At 41.7% G+C, this 16,386-nt stretch carries 13 protein-coding genes; 4 read left to right on the top strand and 9 right to left on the bottom strand.

Annotation, left to right across the window (positions count from 1 at the left end):
• Positions 1 to 10: 10 nt before the first annotated feature.
• The 4 genes from ACFVSW_RS01390 to proB all read right to left on the bottom strand — a co-directional run bounded on the left by ACFVSW_RS01390 (position 11) and on the right by proB (position 6,051).
• A complete protein-coding gene (locus tag ACFVSW_RS01390) occupies positions 11 to 817 on the bottom strand; it encodes a hypothetical protein (protein WP_387311342.1) in 807 nt (268 codons plus the stop codon).
• 103 nt (positions 818 to 920) lie between these two features.
• Positions 921 to 3,197 (bottom strand): ATP-dependent DNA helicase, encoded by a 2,277-nt coding sequence (locus tag ACFVSW_RS01385; RefSeq protein WP_387311340.1) that lies wholly within the window; start codon positions 3,195 to 3,197, stop codon positions 921 to 923.
• A 492-nt stretch (positions 3,198 to 3,689) separates the two neighbouring features.
• The gene (locus ACFVSW_RS01380; protein WP_387311338.1) at positions 3,690 to 4,931 is read right to left on the bottom strand and encodes a glutamate-5-semialdehyde dehydrogenase; all 1,242 of its coding nucleotides are present in this window, start codon (positions 4,929 to 4,931) and stop codon (positions 3,690 to 3,692) included.
• Positions 4,932 to 4,938: 7 nt separating this feature from the next.
• Positions 4,939 to 6,051, bottom strand: a complete 1,113-nt coding sequence (proB, locus tag ACFVSW_RS01375; RefSeq protein ID WP_387311336.1) for a glutamate 5-kinase — start codon at positions 6,049 to 6,051, stop codon at positions 4,939 to 4,941.
• Positions 6,052 to 6,700: 649 nt separating this feature from the next.
• Between proB and ACFVSW_RS01370 the strand changes: the two genes are divergently transcribed.
• Both ACFVSW_RS01370 and ACFVSW_RS01365 read left to right on the top strand, forming a co-directional pair.
• On the top strand, positions 6,701 to 7,042 hold the full coding sequence (locus ACFVSW_RS01370) for a 2Fe-2S iron-sulfur cluster-binding protein (protein WP_387311334.1): 342 nt from the start codon (positions 6,701 to 6,703) through the stop codon (positions 7,040 to 7,042).
• Positions 7,043 to 7,494: 452 nt separating this feature from the next.
• A complete protein-coding gene (locus ACFVSW_RS01365) occupies positions 7,495 to 8,754 on the top strand; it encodes a glycosyl hydrolase family 18 protein (RefSeq protein ID WP_387311332.1) in 1,260 nt (419 codons plus the stop codon).
• A gap of 565 nt (positions 8,755 to 9,319) precedes the next feature.
• Here ACFVSW_RS01365 and ACFVSW_RS01360 read toward each other — a convergent pair.
• From ACFVSW_RS01360 to ACFVSW_RS01340, 5 genes are all read right to left on the bottom strand, one after another.
• On the bottom strand, positions 9,320 to 9,487 hold the full coding sequence (locus tag ACFVSW_RS01360) for a hypothetical protein (protein WP_387311330.1): 168 nt from the start codon (positions 9,485 to 9,487) through the stop codon (positions 9,320 to 9,322).
• Positions 9,488 to 9,695: 208 nt separating this feature from the next.
• The gene (wrbA, locus tag ACFVSW_RS01355) at positions 9,696 to 10,307 is read right to left on the bottom strand and encodes an NAD(P)H:quinone oxidoreductase (protein WP_387311328.1); all 612 of its coding nucleotides are present in this window, start codon (positions 10,305 to 10,307) and stop codon (positions 9,696 to 9,698) included.
• Positions 10,308 to 10,632: 325 nt separating this feature from the next.
• The gene (locus ACFVSW_RS01350) at positions 10,633 to 12,165 is read right to left on the bottom strand and encodes a serine hydrolase domain-containing protein (RefSeq protein ID WP_387311658.1); all 1,533 of its coding nucleotides are present in this window, start codon (positions 12,163 to 12,165) and stop codon (positions 10,633 to 10,635) included.
• 374 nt (positions 12,166 to 12,539) lie between these two features.
• The gene (locus tag ACFVSW_RS01345; protein WP_387311326.1) at positions 12,540 to 13,451 is read right to left on the bottom strand and encodes a carotenoid biosynthesis protein; all 912 of its coding nucleotides are present in this window, start codon (positions 13,449 to 13,451) and stop codon (positions 12,540 to 12,542) included.
• 242 nt (positions 13,452 to 13,693) lie between these two features.
• The gene (locus tag ACFVSW_RS01340; RefSeq protein WP_387311324.1) at positions 13,694 to 14,170 is read right to left on the bottom strand and encodes a DUF6220 domain-containing protein; all 477 of its coding nucleotides are present in this window, start codon (positions 14,168 to 14,170) and stop codon (positions 13,694 to 13,696) included.
• Positions 14,171 to 14,477: 307 nt separating this feature from the next.
• Between ACFVSW_RS01340 and ACFVSW_RS01335 the strand changes: the two genes are divergently transcribed.
• Both ACFVSW_RS01335 and ACFVSW_RS01330 read left to right on the top strand, forming a co-directional pair.
• A complete protein-coding gene (locus tag ACFVSW_RS01335) occupies positions 14,478 to 15,164 on the top strand; it encodes a response regulator transcription factor (protein ID WP_387311322.1) in 687 nt (228 codons plus the stop codon).
• Complete coding sequence (locus tag ACFVSW_RS01330; RefSeq protein WP_387311320.1) at positions 15,161 to 16,279, top strand: sensor histidine kinase; 1,119 nt, start codon at positions 15,161 to 15,163, stop codon at positions 16,277 to 16,279. Before ACFVSW_RS01335 ends, ACFVSW_RS01330 begins: the two co-directional genes overlap by 4 nt.
• Positions 16,280 to 16,386 lie beyond the last annotated feature (107 nt).

Genomic DNA, 16,386 nt, shown 5'->3' with positions numbered 1-16,386 from the left:
TTTCCCCTCTCTAGTTAATAAGCAGCAAGTTTATATTGTCCTTCAAATGACTTCTAATCGAATCATGCAACCTCTCAGCTGTTTCCATTGGGTTATCCGCTATACCTTGAATGGTATTTTTCTGTAATGAATTTAGGACGTTAATCAATCCATGAAAGGTACGGAGGACTTCTTCGCTTTTTCCTTTTTTGAAATGACTCGAAATAGTAGGCGCTGTTTTGCCAAGCAGTTCACCAACGGCTTTTTGCTGCTGCAATATGAGATAAAAGGAACATACGAGCTCCTGGATGTTCGTTTGTTCTTTGATGAGAGTGTGCTGCAATTGCAGGATTGTGTTAAATAACGTCTCGAATTCATAGCGAAACTGGTTGTATAAAACAGGGATATTTCGATCACCTAAATAAAATTGGTCAAGCTCAAATTTAAAAGGGGGCCGATTTTGTTCTTGTTTCAACAAATCGTTCGCATATCTGGCCTGCTTAATCAACGGATGGATCCATGTCTCGATATCGACTTCTGCTAGTTCCCTATCGATATCTCCAAAAGACAAACCAAAATAAGGTTTGTGATTGCGATATTTCCAAATCCTGCTTACATAAAAAGCGATGATATAGGCTGTTGAATAGCCATTGCCAACAAAGATGATTTCATCACCAGCTCGATGCTTCACTTTTACTTGTCCATTGTTTTCGGTCCAAATGGTGATCCATTTCACCATCTCATCTAGATATAGCGTCAGTTCATCTCCCATATTTTCAGCCGACGAATTACTGACATCTAATATAAAAATTGATATTGGATTATTCTTCGTTTTCACGGTTGTTCACCCTAATTAGATTATTTAATCTAATTTTATAAAAGTTTGATTAAATAGTCAAACTTCATTCCAGTTCGATTATTTAGTGCAAATGCCCTGATTGTTAAATGATTGTATACTCTCTCCATTCAGGAGGCAAGAGCATTTGATACTGCTTTTGTAGAAATCGGTCGTCGACAAGGACAATCGTCCCATGATCCGTTTCAGAGCGAATCAATCGTCCCCCGGCTTGCAAGACCTTGTTCATCCCCGGGTACACATAAGCATAATCATAGCCATTCTTGTCCTTTTTATAAAAATGATCCTTGATAAGGTTGCGTTCAAAACAAAGCTGTGGCAGCCCAACCCCAACCACGACAACTCCATTTAATCGATCTCCGAGTAAGTCTACTCCTTCAGAAAAAATCCCGCCAAGAACAGCAAATCCAAGTAAGGTTTCATTTTGATCAGGCATAAATGCCGCCAAAAAGGCTTCTCTTTCTGCTTCTGTCATCCCAGTCGATTGAATGATTGTTTGCGTTTCTTCATCTGATTGCTTGAATTGCTCATAAACGGACAATAAATATTGATAGGACGGGAAAAATATCAGATAATTTCCCGGTCGGTTTTTAATTAACGATTTGATCATCGCTACAATTGCATCTTTGGTCTGTTCCCGATCCCTGAAGCGCGTCGACAATGGTTTAATAAAGACATCGACTTGTTCAATTGAAAATGGCGACGGGATGGAGAGCGCATAATCCTCCTCATTCCCGCCGAGGATATCTTGATAATACGATAATGGTGAGAGTGTTGCTGAGAAGAACACCTTTGAGCGATACCCTTTCCCCATTTGTTTAAGCAGCTTTGAGGGATCGATGCAAAACAGCTTAATCACCAAATCGTTTTTATTTTTCTCCGCGTAAATGACATAATGCTCATCAAGAAGCGGGACGATTTTTAAAAAATTATTCACCGTAAAGTAGGCTTCTACTAGACTTTGAGAGGTATTTGTTAGTAGTTGCTGTTCTGCATCCGCTACAAATTGAAAAAGTTGTTCAAAAAACGCTTCATCCAGCTGCTCTAAGATAAATTCATTCTTGTCGGCATTTGCTTTTTTCAAGGAAATGAACGAGGAATTCAACTTGCTAGCAGCGTCAAAAATCACCTTATTGACACCCTTAAAGTCTTTTTTCAACTGGAGAAACATCTCCTTGTTTAATGAGGCTGAGAACATCTCCCGGCCGCGGTCAACGAGATTATGAGCCTCATCGACCAATAAAACGGTTGACTTCTTTTGTTCCTCAAACAATCGCTTAAGCGACACCCTCGGGTCAAAAATATAATTGTAATCGCAAATAATGGCATCAACGGCATATGCAAGGTCAAGCGAAAATTCAAATGGACAGACAGTATGCTTACGGGCATAGGCTTCGATTACTTCACGGGTCATCCCGTTTTCATTTGATAAAATATCAAGAATTGCGTCATTAATTCGGTCGTAATACCCAGCCGCAAACTCACAGTAATCCTTTTGACAAATCGTTTCATCCTTGAAACAAACCTTGTCCTTTGCTGTAATCGTGACCGAGTTCATACAAAGACCACAGGAAGACATGCGGGCAAATGCCTCTTCCGCTGTTGTTCTGGTAATTGTTTTTGCAGTCAGGTAGAAAACACGGTTTAGGGGTCCTTCCCCCATCGCCTTCACCGCTGGGAAAAGAGTAGAAATCGTCTTGCCAATTCCTGTTGGCGCTTTTGCGAACAGATTTTTTTTATCTACAATCGTTTTATAAACAGCTCCAGCTAGTTTCCGCTGGCCGTCACGATAGGTTTCAAACGGGAAAGCTAATTCTTTACAACTTTCATTTCGTTTGATTCGATGCTCATGCTGCAGCTTGGCATAAGGGGCGTAGCCTTCAATCACCTCTACTACAAATGTCTCAAGTTCTGATAATGTGTAGTTCTTTTGATAATATTTTTTTGCTTCTGTTTCCACATGGACATAGGTTAGCTGGACAAGGATTTCCGATTGAGCGTTGTCTTTTGCATACATATAGGCATACATTTTTGCCTGTGCCCAGTGAACAAGGTAACCTTCACCTTCGATTTGCTCGAGTGGCTGCGAGAACGACTTAATCTCATCGACCATTACCCCTCCATCACGAAACAAAAGCCCATCGCATCGGCCATCAATGAGGAAGGTAAGGTCATCATAGGAAATTTCAGTTCGAAGATAAACTTCCTTTTGATCACCCTCTTGATACGTTTTTTGGATTTTCTGATGTATCCTTGTCCCATCTAATAGCGTCGATTGGGAGCGGAAACGGGTATCAATACTGCCGCTCCGGAACACATATTCAACAAGAGTTCTTACGGAAATATGAATATCATCTGACATTTGAACACCAACCTACTATACGAGAATGTATGTTTGTATATTAATTATAACAGAAACTAGAACAAAAATTTAGGCTGATTTAATAATTGAGAAGAGAAGTTAACACATAGTTAACACATACTATTTGGACCTTTTCTTGGATTTTCACTTGAAATGTTCAAGTAGAACCTCTTTACTTAGACTTTTTCATGGATTTTCATCCGTGTTGTTTAAGTAGATCCTCTCTACTTAGACTTTTTCATGGATTCTCATCCGTGTTGTTTAAGTAGAACCTCTCTACTTAGACTTTTTCTCGGATTTTCACCCGTAATGTTCAAGTAGAACCTCTCTACTTAGACTTTTTCATGGATTTTCACCCGTATTGTTTAAGTAGAACCTCTCTACTTGGACTTTTTCATGGATTTTCATCCGTATTGTTTAAGTAAAACCTCTCTATTTACACAGCCAAAACAGAACGCAAAAAAAGCGCTTTTTTAGCGCTAAACAAAAATATTACGAACGAATTTGCCCTGTTCCCTGAACAATTGCTTTAGAAGTTGTCAATGCCTTAAGCCCCATCGGCCCGCGGGCGTGCAGCTTTTGCGTACTGATGCCGATTTCCGCACCGTAGCCAAATTGTTCGCCATCGGTGAAACGAGTCGAGGCATTGTGATAAAGCACCGCCGCATCCACGGCCTTGAAAAATAAACGCACATTTCTTGTATCTTCACTAATAATCGCTTCAGAGTGTTTTGTTCCATATTGGTCGATATGTTCAATCGCTTCTATCACATCACTCACGAGTTTTACTGCTAAAATCGGTGCAAGAAATTCCGTGTGCCAATCTTCTTCTGTTGCTGGCGCGACAAAAGAATAGGCGGAGGCTAATTCCTCACTTCCTCGCAGTTCAACCCCTTGATCATGAAGCGCATGCAATAGGTTTGAGACATATGGCCAATTTTCATGAATAAGCAACGTTTCTGCGGCATTGCAGACAGATGGCCGATGTAACTTCGCATTTATGGCAATATCAATACCCATTTTTTGTTCCGCTGTTTCATCAATAAATACATGACAGTTACCAACGCCAGTTTCTAACACTGGAACAGTGGCATGTTGGATGACCGATTGAATCAACCCTGCTCCGCCCCGAGGGATGAGAACATCTAAGTATTCGTTAAATTTAAACATTTCCGCCGCTGTTTCGCGGCTCGTATCCTCTAGCAGCTGCACGGCATTAGCTGGAATCGCAGTTCCTTCAAGTGCACCTCGCATGACATGGACAAGTGCTTTATTGGAATGGATTGCCGAGGAGCTGCCTCTTAAAAGCACAGCATTTCCTGCTTTCAAACAAAGGCTCCCGGCATCCACCGTTACATTGGGACGTGCTTCGTACACCATTCCGATAACCCCAAGCGGGACCCGAATCGTGTTAATTTGCAACCCGTTTGGCCGCTCCCATGCTTCGATTGTTTCACCAACTGGATCCTCCAAATGAATTAACTGCCGTACCCCACTAACAATTTGATCAATTCTTTCATCCGTTAACAGCAACCGATCTAAAAGAGAAGGTGATAGTCCGTTTTCTTTCCCCGCCTCAATATCCTTTGCATTTTCACTTATAATCCAGTCTTTCCCCATCAATACATGGTCCGCCATCATCGCTAACGCCTCGTTTTTCTCGGCGGCAGAAAGCATTGCCATCTGTTTCGCTGCTTTTTTTAATTTTCTAGCCTTTTCGAGTAACTCACTCATCCCTCATTCACTCCTTTGGCATGGTGACCCAATTATCACGATGGATCACTTCCGCTTTTTTGTTAATCGAATAAACCTTCGATTGTTCACTTGGTAAGCCTTTTACCATTAATAAATTCTTAGAGGAATAATAAATCTGCCCTTTTCCGACGGTTTTCCCTTTTTGGTTTCGAACCACTACGACATCCAGTGCGTTAAACTCACCAATTACCTTCGTCACTCCAACTGGCAGCAAACTTTTCCCATGGAACAGAATGGCTTTCTCTGCCCCATCGTCAATTTCAATCACTCCGCCGACCTGAGAGTGATAGGCAATCCATTGCTTTCTCATTTGCATTTGCGTTTGGAATGGACCGCCTATATACGTCCCATCACCTTTTCCAGCTAAAATATCGACCAGTTTTTCCTTTCCTATTCCTGTGCCGACGAAGACGCTGACACCAAGTGACAATGCCTTTTTTGCTGCCAGTAACTTCGACTTCATACCGCCAGTGCCAACAGAAGAACCGCTATCCCCGGCAAAATCAAGCATTTCTTCGGAAACCTCTGGGATAAAGTTAAATTTTTTGGCCACTTTTGTGAGTTTTGGATTACCATCATAAAGACCGTTAATATCTGTTAAAATAATCAATGCATTGGCATGTAAAAACCCGCTGACGAGGGCAGACAGCAAATCGTTGTCCCCAAAGGTCAATTCCTCAATCGATACCGAATCATTTTCATTAATAATCGGCAAGACGCCTCTTTGGAGTAGCTCATTAATCGTCGAGAATAGGTTTTGAAACCGGGTCTGGCTGTAAAAATCTTCACGAGTTAATAAGATTTGCGCTGGTACCATATCAAACTCTTTAAACAGCTGAATATACTGTTGCATTAATAGTCCTTGCCCAACAGCTGCAGCCGCCTGTTTCCCGGAGTTACTTTTTGGGCGCGTTGGGTAACCAAGAGAACCAAACCCTGCCGCAACAGCACCGGATGAAATCAAAATGACCTCATGCCCCTGGGATTTTAAAAAGGCGAGTGCATCCACATGCTCACGGATTTTTGCTTCAGAAATTGTACCAGACGTATTTGTAAGTGAGCTGCTCCCAATCTTCACCACCACAAGCTGTTTTTTCATAACCGTTCGACCTTTCTTATAAAAAATAAAAAAACGATTCATCTGTCCTTAAAAAAGGACGGAAAAATCGTTTCCGCGGTACCACCTTAATTGATGACGAGCACAGCGCTCACACCCACTTGGAACCCGTAACGCAGGCAGGCGTCTCATGTTTACATAAGCAGCGTGTGAGGGCAGGTTCAAGCTTTTTTCCGTGAGAAACCTTTCAGCCTGCGGGTTTCACTCTCTATCACGTTCCAAAGGTTTACTAGTCCCATACCATTTTCTATTTCAATTTATTTGATTATCCATAGAAATTGAGAAAAAGTCAATATAATTTTTTGAAAATTTAAATTTAAAAAACAACAGAGAACTATACATTTCCGAGTTACATAATTTCGCCTATATTTATTTCAGTTTATTAAAGAAAGAATAGATATTTGATGTTCATTTGTATTATTCACCTGTTGAAAAGGGGTAGAAATCAAGAATAAAATCTCAAGTAAAAATTTTCAGTCTCAAAATAATCATCATAAGGACTAAAAGTAGGGAATGTTTGTGTTATTGGAGAAAAATTTCTTTTTTATGTCTTAACAATGTAATGTATGAGAATAACTAATCATGATGAAGAAACATTTTGATCAATCATTTTTGGTGAGGAGGAAATAAAATGCCCTATATTACTGTATTCGGTCAAGGTACTTTTGAAGTAGCAATGGGAAAAAAGTTAGTATTAGCACTGGAAGATAACGGTGTAAATATTCTCCATCGCTGCGGCGGTAAAGCAAAATGTACAACTTGCAGAGTAGAAGTTCTGGCAGGTGATTATCAAGAGATAACCAGCAATGAAAAAAATGCTTTTGCGGCTAAAGGATTGAATGATCAATTAATTGATGATTATCTTCGTTTATCTTGTCAAATAATTGTGAATGGAGATATTACAGTTCGTCCTATTATGACAGTAGAAAACTCTAGTCTTGCTGCCGGCCCAAGACCATCAGAAGAAATTTAGCAACAATTATTCAAAAACCACAGTTCCATTATTGGATATAGCTTCAAAAGTCATAAAAATTCGGTGTAATATTTTTCTTTTAATGATTAGAAATGGATCACTTTCCTCCAAGGTACCCGGTTCAATCATAAGCCCACTTTATGAGTCGATGAGTTTTCTCGATAAACGACATTCCTTACACTTCTAATACCTCTTGACACGACATGTTCGTTGCTCATTTTATAGTTCTTCTCCTTCCTTTATTCGGGGTGCACAAAAAGTTGACACCTTGAACGTACAACAGACCTAGTTTTATCGCTTATGAAGAGTTTTATTCATTCTAGTAATCTCAAAGTTTTAATCGTTAAAAATGATATCCTTCGTGATTTCCCTTACTATAAATAATTTCCTACATTCAATACAAACAAGTACATATATTTAAACTAATACTAACATTTGAAAAGAGGTGTCCAATGTTTATTTATGTGGTTAAAACAGATGATTCTATATTTTCGATTGCAACAAAATATCAAGTTTCTATGGATAGTATACGCAACATAAACGGATTAAAAACAGATAGATTAGTACCAGGACAAGATCTGCTCATTCCGACAAATATGTATATTGTTCAGCCTGGGGATTCACTATATTCCATTTCTCAAATGAGTTTAATTTCAATTGATACCATCCGTCTTTATAACGGGTTGCAATCAGATATTTTAATGGCTGGAATGAAGTTATATTTGCCTCCTAGACCTAAGTACGAAGCAGAAGGATTTAGTTATATAACGCCTTCTACACCTGAAAAGAATCAATTAATCGTTCAGACCTTCGCACCGATTAATACTTTTTTTGGAATTTTCGAATACCATATTCTTCAGGATGGAGGTTTAAGTACTTTAAATGATCAGCAACTAATTAGGCTTGTAAGAGAGAATAAGGTAGCACCCCTAGCCGTTATCACGAATTTGACACCGACAGGATTTAGTCCCGAATTAACGAGACGAGTATTAAATACTCCTGAAATTAGAGAGAGATTAATAAATAACATCTACAACCTAATCAAATCCAAAAACTATGCTGGTGTAAATATTGATTTTGAACGGATTCATGAAAGTGAAAGGGATTTGTATAGTGGCTTCTTACGTTCGTTAAGTGAACGATTAAGGCCTGAAGGATTTTATACATCCGTAGCAGTACCGGCTAAAACAAGTGACAATATTTCCTGGTTAAAAGGGTATGATTACGGAGGAATAGGAGCAGCTGTTGATATTGTCTTTATTATGGCTTATGACTGGCACGAAACAAGCAGTCCGCCAGGCCCTACTGCTCCCATTGGGGAAGTAAGAAAAACTATTGAGTATGCTCTTAATCACATGAGAGGAAATAAAATTATCCTTGGTGTTCCACGCTATGGGTATAATTGGACAATGGCTAATGGAACAGTAGACAGCGCCCGTGCCGTATCTGTCTCTACTGCAATAGAAACAGCTATGAAGTATCAAGTGCCAATTCAATATTCAACAGAATATCAGCAGCCTTTTTATCAATATCGAGATGAAACGGGCAAACGACATATTGTGTGGTTTGAAGATGCAAGAGCTCGTGCTCAAAAACTTCAACTAATGGTTAACTATCGTTTAAGAGGGATTGGGGCCTGGCAATTAGGATTACATTTCCCTCAATCAGGTATCTTAGTAAGAGAATTTATGATTCCAAAAAAAATTATTTGATAAGTAAAAAACTGGTTCCTATATATAATTGGGAAACCAGTTTTTTTATTTAAAATTTAGCATAATAATATTAAACCTGAATTATTCACCTGTTGAAAAAGTTTTCTCAACACTTTCCACACCCTCCCTATATCCTCGTAGAGTAAAGCGCAAACAACAGGCAGGTCTCCTGCCTCGGTTCATCGCTCCTTATCCCTTCCCATTTCAATATATTAATTTCTAACATTTTAAAAGAAATTATTACATATATTTAATTATTAATACTAACCTTCGAAAAGAGGTAGCCCTATGTTTATTTATGTGCTCATTTCCACAATCAGGTATCATAGTGAGAGAATTCATGAGTACAAAAAAAATCATTAGATAACTAAAATCTCCTATTTTCAGCAAGGAAATCTCTCACAAAAAAGTTGAATCCTTAATAGAAAAATTATGTATTTGACAGTCCTGCCCATGAGAATGGTAACCCATATTTTGATACAGCATGACCGTTAAAAACCAGCGCTGCTGCTAATATTATTGACGCACATATAATTGCGGCGAATACTCGTCCAACTGATACCCTTTAAGCAAAAAGTCCGCCAACGGCAATATAGTTAGGGATATTATGAACTAAACCCATCCATATTGCAGCATAATTTCCGATGTTCCAACTCCTATCTTCTGGCTTCGGCGGCAAAACGTCTTCGCTAAAACCCGCTGCTTTTAATTGCTCTCGATAGATTTGCTTCATTATTAATCTCAATTAATCGGCAAGAAATAGATAGGACTTATTATTCATTCGCTTCTTGAAGAACCGAAGAGTGTTCTTCTCTAATAAAGACGATGATTCCTTAGGGTAAGAAACATCGTCTTTTTTTAAATCAAAATTTTCTTCCTCTTTTTTCAATGTTCTTCATTTCATCTGCCAATCGAAATATAATCGATCGGCACTTAATTTATTATTGGTTTGCCTTTTTTACCCATTCTGCAACTGAAACTGTACGTTTCGCTTGGTGTTTAACTGCAGCCTGTACATCTTCAATCATTTTTCCATCTTGCCCTACCGTAACACTTGTTCCGTAAGGATTACCCCCAGACCCGAAAATAACCGGATCGGTATATCCTGGTGCTGCAACAATCGCTCCCCAATGGTACATGGAGGTGTAAAGTGATAAAATCGTTGCCTCTTGGCCGCCATGAGGATTTTGTGCTGAGGACATCGCACTCACCACTTTATTCACTGTCTTACCGTTAAACCAAAGACCGCCACAAGTATCGATGAATTGTTTCATTTGTGCAGGCATATTTCCAAATCGTGTCGGAACACTGAATATAATAGCATCAGCCCACTCTATATCCTCCAATTTAACCTCAGGCACATGTGCGGTAGCTTCGACATGTGCTTTCCAGCCTGGATTACCCTCGATCACAGATTGCGGTGCAAGCTCAGGCACTTTTAATACCTTTACTTCTGCACCAGCTTCTTTTGCCCCTTCTTCCGCCCACTTTGATAGCTGATAGTTCGTTCCACCCATGCTGTAATATATGACAGCTAATTTAACGTTTGTCATCATCCTTGTCTCCTTTTCATTGAAAATTGCCGTGTCCCATTTGATTCCCGACTAACAAAATTATCGTTCCCTATTCTTATGTTTTAATTCCATAATTAAAGGTGGCAGGGCCTCAATTATAATAGGAGTCCCCCCAAATCGCGATCTTACAATTTGTTAAGCGCCGGAGAAAGGACTACTGCTACATGGACTTGCAAAAAGGTTCAGATGGAACTAGCCATCTACATTTCGAGCAAAGGGAAAAATTTCTTTATCAGAGAATTTTAAGGTTCTATCAGCGAATTTCGTGAAATTTCCTCCTGCTTTCTCTCTTATTCTCAATATTTCAACCTTGATGTTTTTCATGCCTAATCGATCGAACCAACCGGAAAATTTCCATGCTACCCTTCAGTGCCATAAGGACAGTTACTATTTTCAGCCAAAGGAATAAGTCCGGCTGAAAGATGGTTGCCAGATGCCATATCGGTACAATTTGAGTCATACTCAACAACAGGATCATAAACAGACCTGCAAAATCCAGTACAATTCTTGCTATAACTTTAATCGATATTTCAGTACGGCCTGAATGGTCAGGACTTAACGGTCCAAGGCAGCGCTTCGCAGTTCGAACGGTCGTATATAATAACCAAAAGCTGAGGATGATTATTAATCCATTTACAAGCAAGTATTTCTGCGAAATGCTTAGACCAGATCCCCCAATCGGTTGTTCATTTAGTAAGTTTATAACCCCATAGGCGATGTGGGTAGTCGTAATGACGTGTGTTTCTGGCCATTCGGCATCAATCGCGTCAAGTACGTTAGCGAATACGATAACTCCCAATTGTTGGTCCGGAGCAAAAAAAGTTTGGGCTTGGAAACCCAGAGAGCCACCCGGCGAACCGAGAAACTGTACACCGTTAATGGAATCTGTCGACCAACCCATGGCATACGTTCCCGGAACCGGTTCGGTCTGCATGAGACCTATGCTTTCCGAAGAGAGGACGGTATTACCTTCAAAGCGGCCGCCGTTCATTTGGGCAATCAAGTAATGGCTCATGTCCTTCGCACTGGTATACATGTAGCCCGCCGGCGCATCCCCGGCAATATAAACAAAGGGGCCATCGTAGGCAACGTTGTATCCAAATATCCGACGGTAGGGCGTAGCCAGTCCATGTGCAGCCGCTTCATCGAGCGTAACGTAGCTGTCATGCATGGACAGAGGGTTGAAAATATGTTCCTTCACATAGTCGCCATAGGACTGGCCGGATACTCGTTGCACAATGTAGCCAAGCAGTACATAATTTGCGTTCGAATACGTGTAGGGATGTTCGGTTTGTTTGGTTCCCTTTAAAAACTTTTCCGCATAAGACAAGGCGTTTTTCTCTATAGCGTTTTGATATTGATCGTTGACACTTGCCAGCGTGTTCCTAAAAGTTGAGATTTGGGTGAACCCACTTGTTTGATTAAGTAACTGACGGACAGTAATGAACTCTGCACCGTCATACTTGGTGGGGATATAGCGCTGTATAGGAGCGTCTAAGTCAATTTTTCCTTCTTCGGCAAGCTGCAGAACGGCCATAGCAGTAATCGACTTGCCGATCGAACCTAATCCGAAAGGTGTTTCGGGTGTTACAGGACGACCCGATGAATCGGCTTGACCATATCCCTTAAGGTAAAGAATGCGATCCCCCTGTACAATCGCGAGAGCAAGCCCCGGAAGACGTTGTCGTTTCATTTCACGAGCAATATACGCATCTACTTTGGAGAAGACTGAAGCGCCAGATTGCTCGACTTGCATGCTTCCATCACTTCTCGCTGAACTGAATAGGGGGAAGATGAACAGACCGCACAGGATTAAGGCTATTATTTTCATTTTCATTTTCACTCCATCCCATCCCTAGTTATTTTTCTGTAAACTTTCCAAAGATTGTTCAGATTCGCTTTAACTGATGGATAGTGCATATTCCTATGAATGAATAAAATTAAATTTATTCATTCGGAGTTAAAAGGTTTACGCTTCTCAGTGATTTCTCTAGTGTGGGGGTGGCGTTACGTAATGTGTCGCTAGGGGGCGCAAGGGCAGCAAAAGTGGCAAAGGTTTTTCTTTACTGAATTGGGAAGCGCTCCATCAATAGTGAGATTGTTGGGGACTTTCATGGATCTGAAGCGCATGTGCCCAAAATCTGTGCCAGACCCATAAAATTCCCAAATGGACAAATACGTGACTTTCAAAGCTCCTTTGTTATTTCAACGCTAAAGAGATTTCCCTGACAGCCGTTTCACCTGATCCTGTTTCAACTTCTGTGTGTTAGTAGAAACGGCTGACCTTTGAAGCAGTTTCACGGCTGATAAAGCTGCCACGAAGATCATCGTAAAGATACCAACCGTAGCTTCCGCCTCGGCAATGCTTCTGGTATGCCAGACCACCCCCATCGCGTCAGTGACCAGTGAATTGCCGCTGTCTGACAGATAGGCCAAAACAAATCCCAACCCAGTCACGGCATACATGATGATAGCTTGAGCGTAGAACGACCTAGGAAAAGCCGACTCCTCCTTGTTGCCATCAGTCCTGCGCAAACGAAGGAAGAGGGCAAACAATTGGAAGATCACATACACAGTGAAGAACCACCCCAAGAAGTTGGTGAGTGGCACCCCGAAGTAGCCACCACCTTGCTCCCAGATCCAGAAATGATTGATTGTCGAGGCTGTTGGATCAAAGCCCAAATCCCAGGCGACCATGGCGAAGGAAGCAATAAACGGAACTGCGAACGTGGTGAACGCACTGGACGTTCGATTAATATCACTAATCAGTACCGTGCCAAGCACCCAGGCGAGGTAGCCGATGGCACAGTAGCTAGGGCCGATAAGCAGAGGCACCAGAAAGAGCTTGGGGCCAATCACGTCGGTGTAATAGTAGTGACCAAACGGAAAGCCAGTCAGAACACTGATGTTTTCCAAGAGGTTACTGACGACCAGACAAATGACAAGAAAAGTGAGAATGCCGCTCCATTTGTAGCGCAAGGCCCCGTGAAGCAGCCCAAAAACGATCGTGATCAAAACCACGAACGGTATGGGAATATGGAGTGGAAACACTTGATTCGCCAGTTTAACCACTGTATAAACCACAACCAGAATCCAAAGAACGTAGGTCGATATGGTTCTCACGAAAATCCTCCTATACTAGAATACTATCCCGCCCGGAAGGACGGCTAACAAGGATACCGGGCATTCCAAATAGAACAATTACAATGATTCGAAACCAATTAGTTCTTTTCTCATAATCATGCGCTACCAGATGCAGCGATACTCCAGAAGCAATAAAGATAAGAAAAACCAATAGATAGTCGGATAGATTAGGGTGCAACTTTCCTCCCCATCCATGTTGAAGATTGTGATCAAAACTAAATTCAATCTCTTTGCTCTGCAGATATTTTCAATTTTGCTTTCATGAGGGCATCGGTCTTCTGTGCGAGGGACACAGATCCAAAAAACAACATCAGAGCGAGCACCGGATGGAGAGCAGATAAATATCTAATTCCAGACGGTAATTTAGCGCTGACCGCTATTAAAATGATGATGCCGATTAACCCCGCACTACGCAGACGAAAAGAAAGCGGCAGTCGAGCGATGAAAGAAATCACGAATATCAGGATAGAAACAATGATTAGCAATTTGGCGAATCCTATATGGCTGGTCCATTGGGCCGCATCCCAAAACAGTGCGAGACCGGCAAGAAACACCTGGATCAAAATACATATCGCAAATATTCTTAGCATTGCTTTAAACACCATACGCGCTCTAACCACGAGTGGTGAAAGATTGGTTACTTCTACCGCATGATCGCCGGCTTCAGGTTTACTGCGGTTTACGGATAGGTTGCTCATCTTTAAACCTCGCTTTCGTTAAAATAAGATTAGTCAGGTTTTCCATAAGAGATCGTACAATCGCTTACTCGACTTCGGGATCTTTGTCGTTAAATAGGCTCTGTAACTCCTCAAGCTGTTTTGCTAACGAAACGATCTCGTCGTTTTCAGGTTCACAGTCAGTTTAAACAATAAATGTCGAGAACTTATGCAGATCTTCCTCTTTTTGTGTGGATTTCTTCAAGAACATGTTAAATCACGGTATAATTTTCGGTAAGTGGTGTTTTCCCGCACAGGAAGCAGACTAAACTGGAAAGATGTGATTGGAATGGAAACGAAATTGTTGCTTGTGGAGGACGAACCGGGCATGCTTGAGGAGATGCACATCTATCTGGAACGTGAAGGGTTTCGGGTATTGACAGCCTGTACCGGTAAAGAAGCGCTCACGATTGTTCGGTCTGAGCAGCCTGATATCGTCGTGCTTGATTGGATGCTCCCCGAGAAAAGCGGCATCGAGGTATGTCGCGAATTAAGGCATACATCAAATTGCGGTATTATCATGGTCACAGCCCGATCGGATGAATCGGATAAAATCGTCGGTCTGGAAATCGGTGCGGACGATTATTTGACGAAGCCGTTCAGCTTGCGCGAGCTCGCCTCGCGTATCCGAGCTTTACTTCGCCGCTTGCATGGACCTGAAGACAGGTTGATGTTCTTGGAAAGAGACAACCTGATCATTTCCGAGGCCAAATGTCAGGTATTCAAAGATGGCCAGGAGATCCAACTGACACCAACAGAATTCAAAATTTTGTACACGTTGGCTACGCGTCCCGGAATGGTTTTCAGCCGCCTGCAATTATTAAAAACCGCACTCGGGGACGAATATATGGGATACGAAAGAACTATGGATTCCCATATCCGGAATCTTCGCCGCAAGCTGGGAGACGATCCGGCCAATCCTCGTTATATTCAAACGGTATACGGTTTCGGTTACCGATTCGGTGAACAATCATGACGTTGACAGTACGCAAAAAAATATTTGTCTCAATGGGACTGCTCGTTCTTATTATCGGCGGCGCTCATGCAATAACCAAACAGGCTTACATGGAGTCTTTGTTCGATCAATTTCGTAAGGAAGAAATTGATACATCTTATTTAAACTCACTGCCCGGGGAACAAATCGAGATCTTGAAGACTTACGTTTCAGGTAAGATGCAGAAATTTGGGCTTGGAAATTGGGTGTTTTTCATAGCAATCGGGCTGCTCTTCAGTTTATGGATTTCGGGGGTACTGACGATTCCGCTTAGAAAGCTTGTTGCCGCTATCGAACGCGTTGCAGAGGGGGATCTGGACGTGAACGTTCCTGTCCAATCAAAAGACGAATATGGGAAAGTAATCCAGACATTCAACGATATGACGCTTCGTCTCCGGGAAGCTGAGGAAGGCCGCAGGCGGTTGGTAGCGGATGTCGCTCATGAGCTACGAACACCGCTGTCGATCATGCAGCTAAAATTAGAAAATGCTCAACAGACCGGTCAATCCGTCCCTCCGGAAATGCTGCTTAGACTCCAAGACGAAGTGATCCGCTTAAGCCTGCTTGTGGAAGATCTTCATGTCTTGTCGTTGGCCGAGGCGGGTCGGTTGGCATTGGACTTCCAACCGCTCGATCTGTCGGCAAGACTTGAACAAATCGTTGATGATGTGAAAATAGAGGCTGAGGAAAACGGACTGGAAATGAGCTTCTTTTCGAACACGAGACCGGTAACGGTGATGGCCGACGCGAGACGGATCACGCAGGTGTTCATCAATTTGTTGACAAATGCAATCCGCTACACACCGGAAGGAGGAAAGATTTCGGTTGTAATAGAAGACAAGGTCCTGGATCAGAATGTAATCTATACATGTGTCTCGGTGAAAGACACCGGCATCGGTATTCCTGCCGAAGAATTGGCCCACCTATTTGATCGTTTTTATCGTGTGGAAAAGGCCCGTTCGCGGCATACAGGCGGAACGGGGCTCGGATTATCGATCGCCCATCATTTTGTCAGAGCCCACGGCGGGTTCATCCGCGTCGTGAGTGAGCCTGATAAAGGGACGACATTTACCGTTTATTTGCCTTTGGGTAAATGATATGTAATAAAGGCTTTTTTGAATATTTCGGCGATTATGTCATCGATTTACAAAACATCCCTCAACCAATAGAAGAGAGTATACCTGTATAAAAAAATAGGTCGCAG

Source organism: Neobacillus sp. NPDC058068 (genome assembly GCF_042885335.1).
GTDB lineage: Bacteria > Bacillota > Bacilli > Bacillales > Cytobacillaceae > Neobacillus.
The sequence above is the reverse complement of the archived record's forward strand: the minus strand, read 5'-3'. Positions and strand labels throughout refer to the sequence as shown.

What these genes read in the sequence shown, in the direction of transcription:
- ACFVSW_RS01370 (WP_387311334.1), top strand. Translation starts at nt 6,701, where the DNA reads ATGCCCTATATTACTGTATTCGGTCAAGGTACTTTTGAAGTAGCAATG.
- proB (WP_387311336.1), bottom strand. Translation starts at nt 6,051, where the DNA reads ATGAAAAAACAGCTTGTGGTGGTGAAGATTGGGAGCAGCTCACTTACA.
- ACFVSW_RS01330 (WP_387311320.1), top strand. Translation starts at nt 15,161, where the DNA reads ATGACGTTGACAGTACGCAAAAAAATATTTGTCTCAATGGGACTGCTC.
- ACFVSW_RS01360 (WP_387311330.1), bottom strand. Translation starts at nt 9,487, where the DNA reads ATGAAGCAAATCTATCGAGAGCAATTAAAAGCAGCGGGTTTTAGCGAA.
- wrbA (WP_387311328.1), bottom strand. Translation starts at nt 10,307, where the DNA reads ATGACAAACGTTAAATTAGCTGTCATATATTACAGCATGGGTGGAACG.
- ACFVSW_RS01385 (WP_387311340.1), bottom strand. Translation starts at nt 3,197, where the DNA reads ATGTCAGATGATATTCATATTTCCGTAAGAACTCTTGTTGAATATGTG.
- ACFVSW_RS01340 (WP_387311324.1), bottom strand. Translation starts at nt 14,170, where the DNA reads ATGAGCAACCTATCCGTAAACCGCAGTAAACCTGAAGCCGGCGATCAT.
- ACFVSW_RS01335 (WP_387311322.1), top strand. Translation starts at nt 14,478, where the DNA reads ATGGAAACGAAATTGTTGCTTGTGGAGGACGAACCGGGCATGCTTGAG.
- ACFVSW_RS01365 (WP_387311332.1), top strand. Translation starts at nt 7,495, where the DNA reads ATGTTTATTTATGTGGTTAAAACAGATGATTCTATATTTTCGATTGCA.
- ACFVSW_RS01380 (WP_387311338.1), bottom strand. Translation starts at nt 4,931, where the DNA reads ATGAGTGAGTTACTCGAAAAGGCTAGAAAATTAAAAAAAGCAGCGAAA.
- ACFVSW_RS01350 (WP_387311658.1), bottom strand. Translation starts at nt 12,165, where the DNA reads ATGAAAATGAAAATAATAGCCTTAATCCTGTGCGGTCTGTTCATCTTC.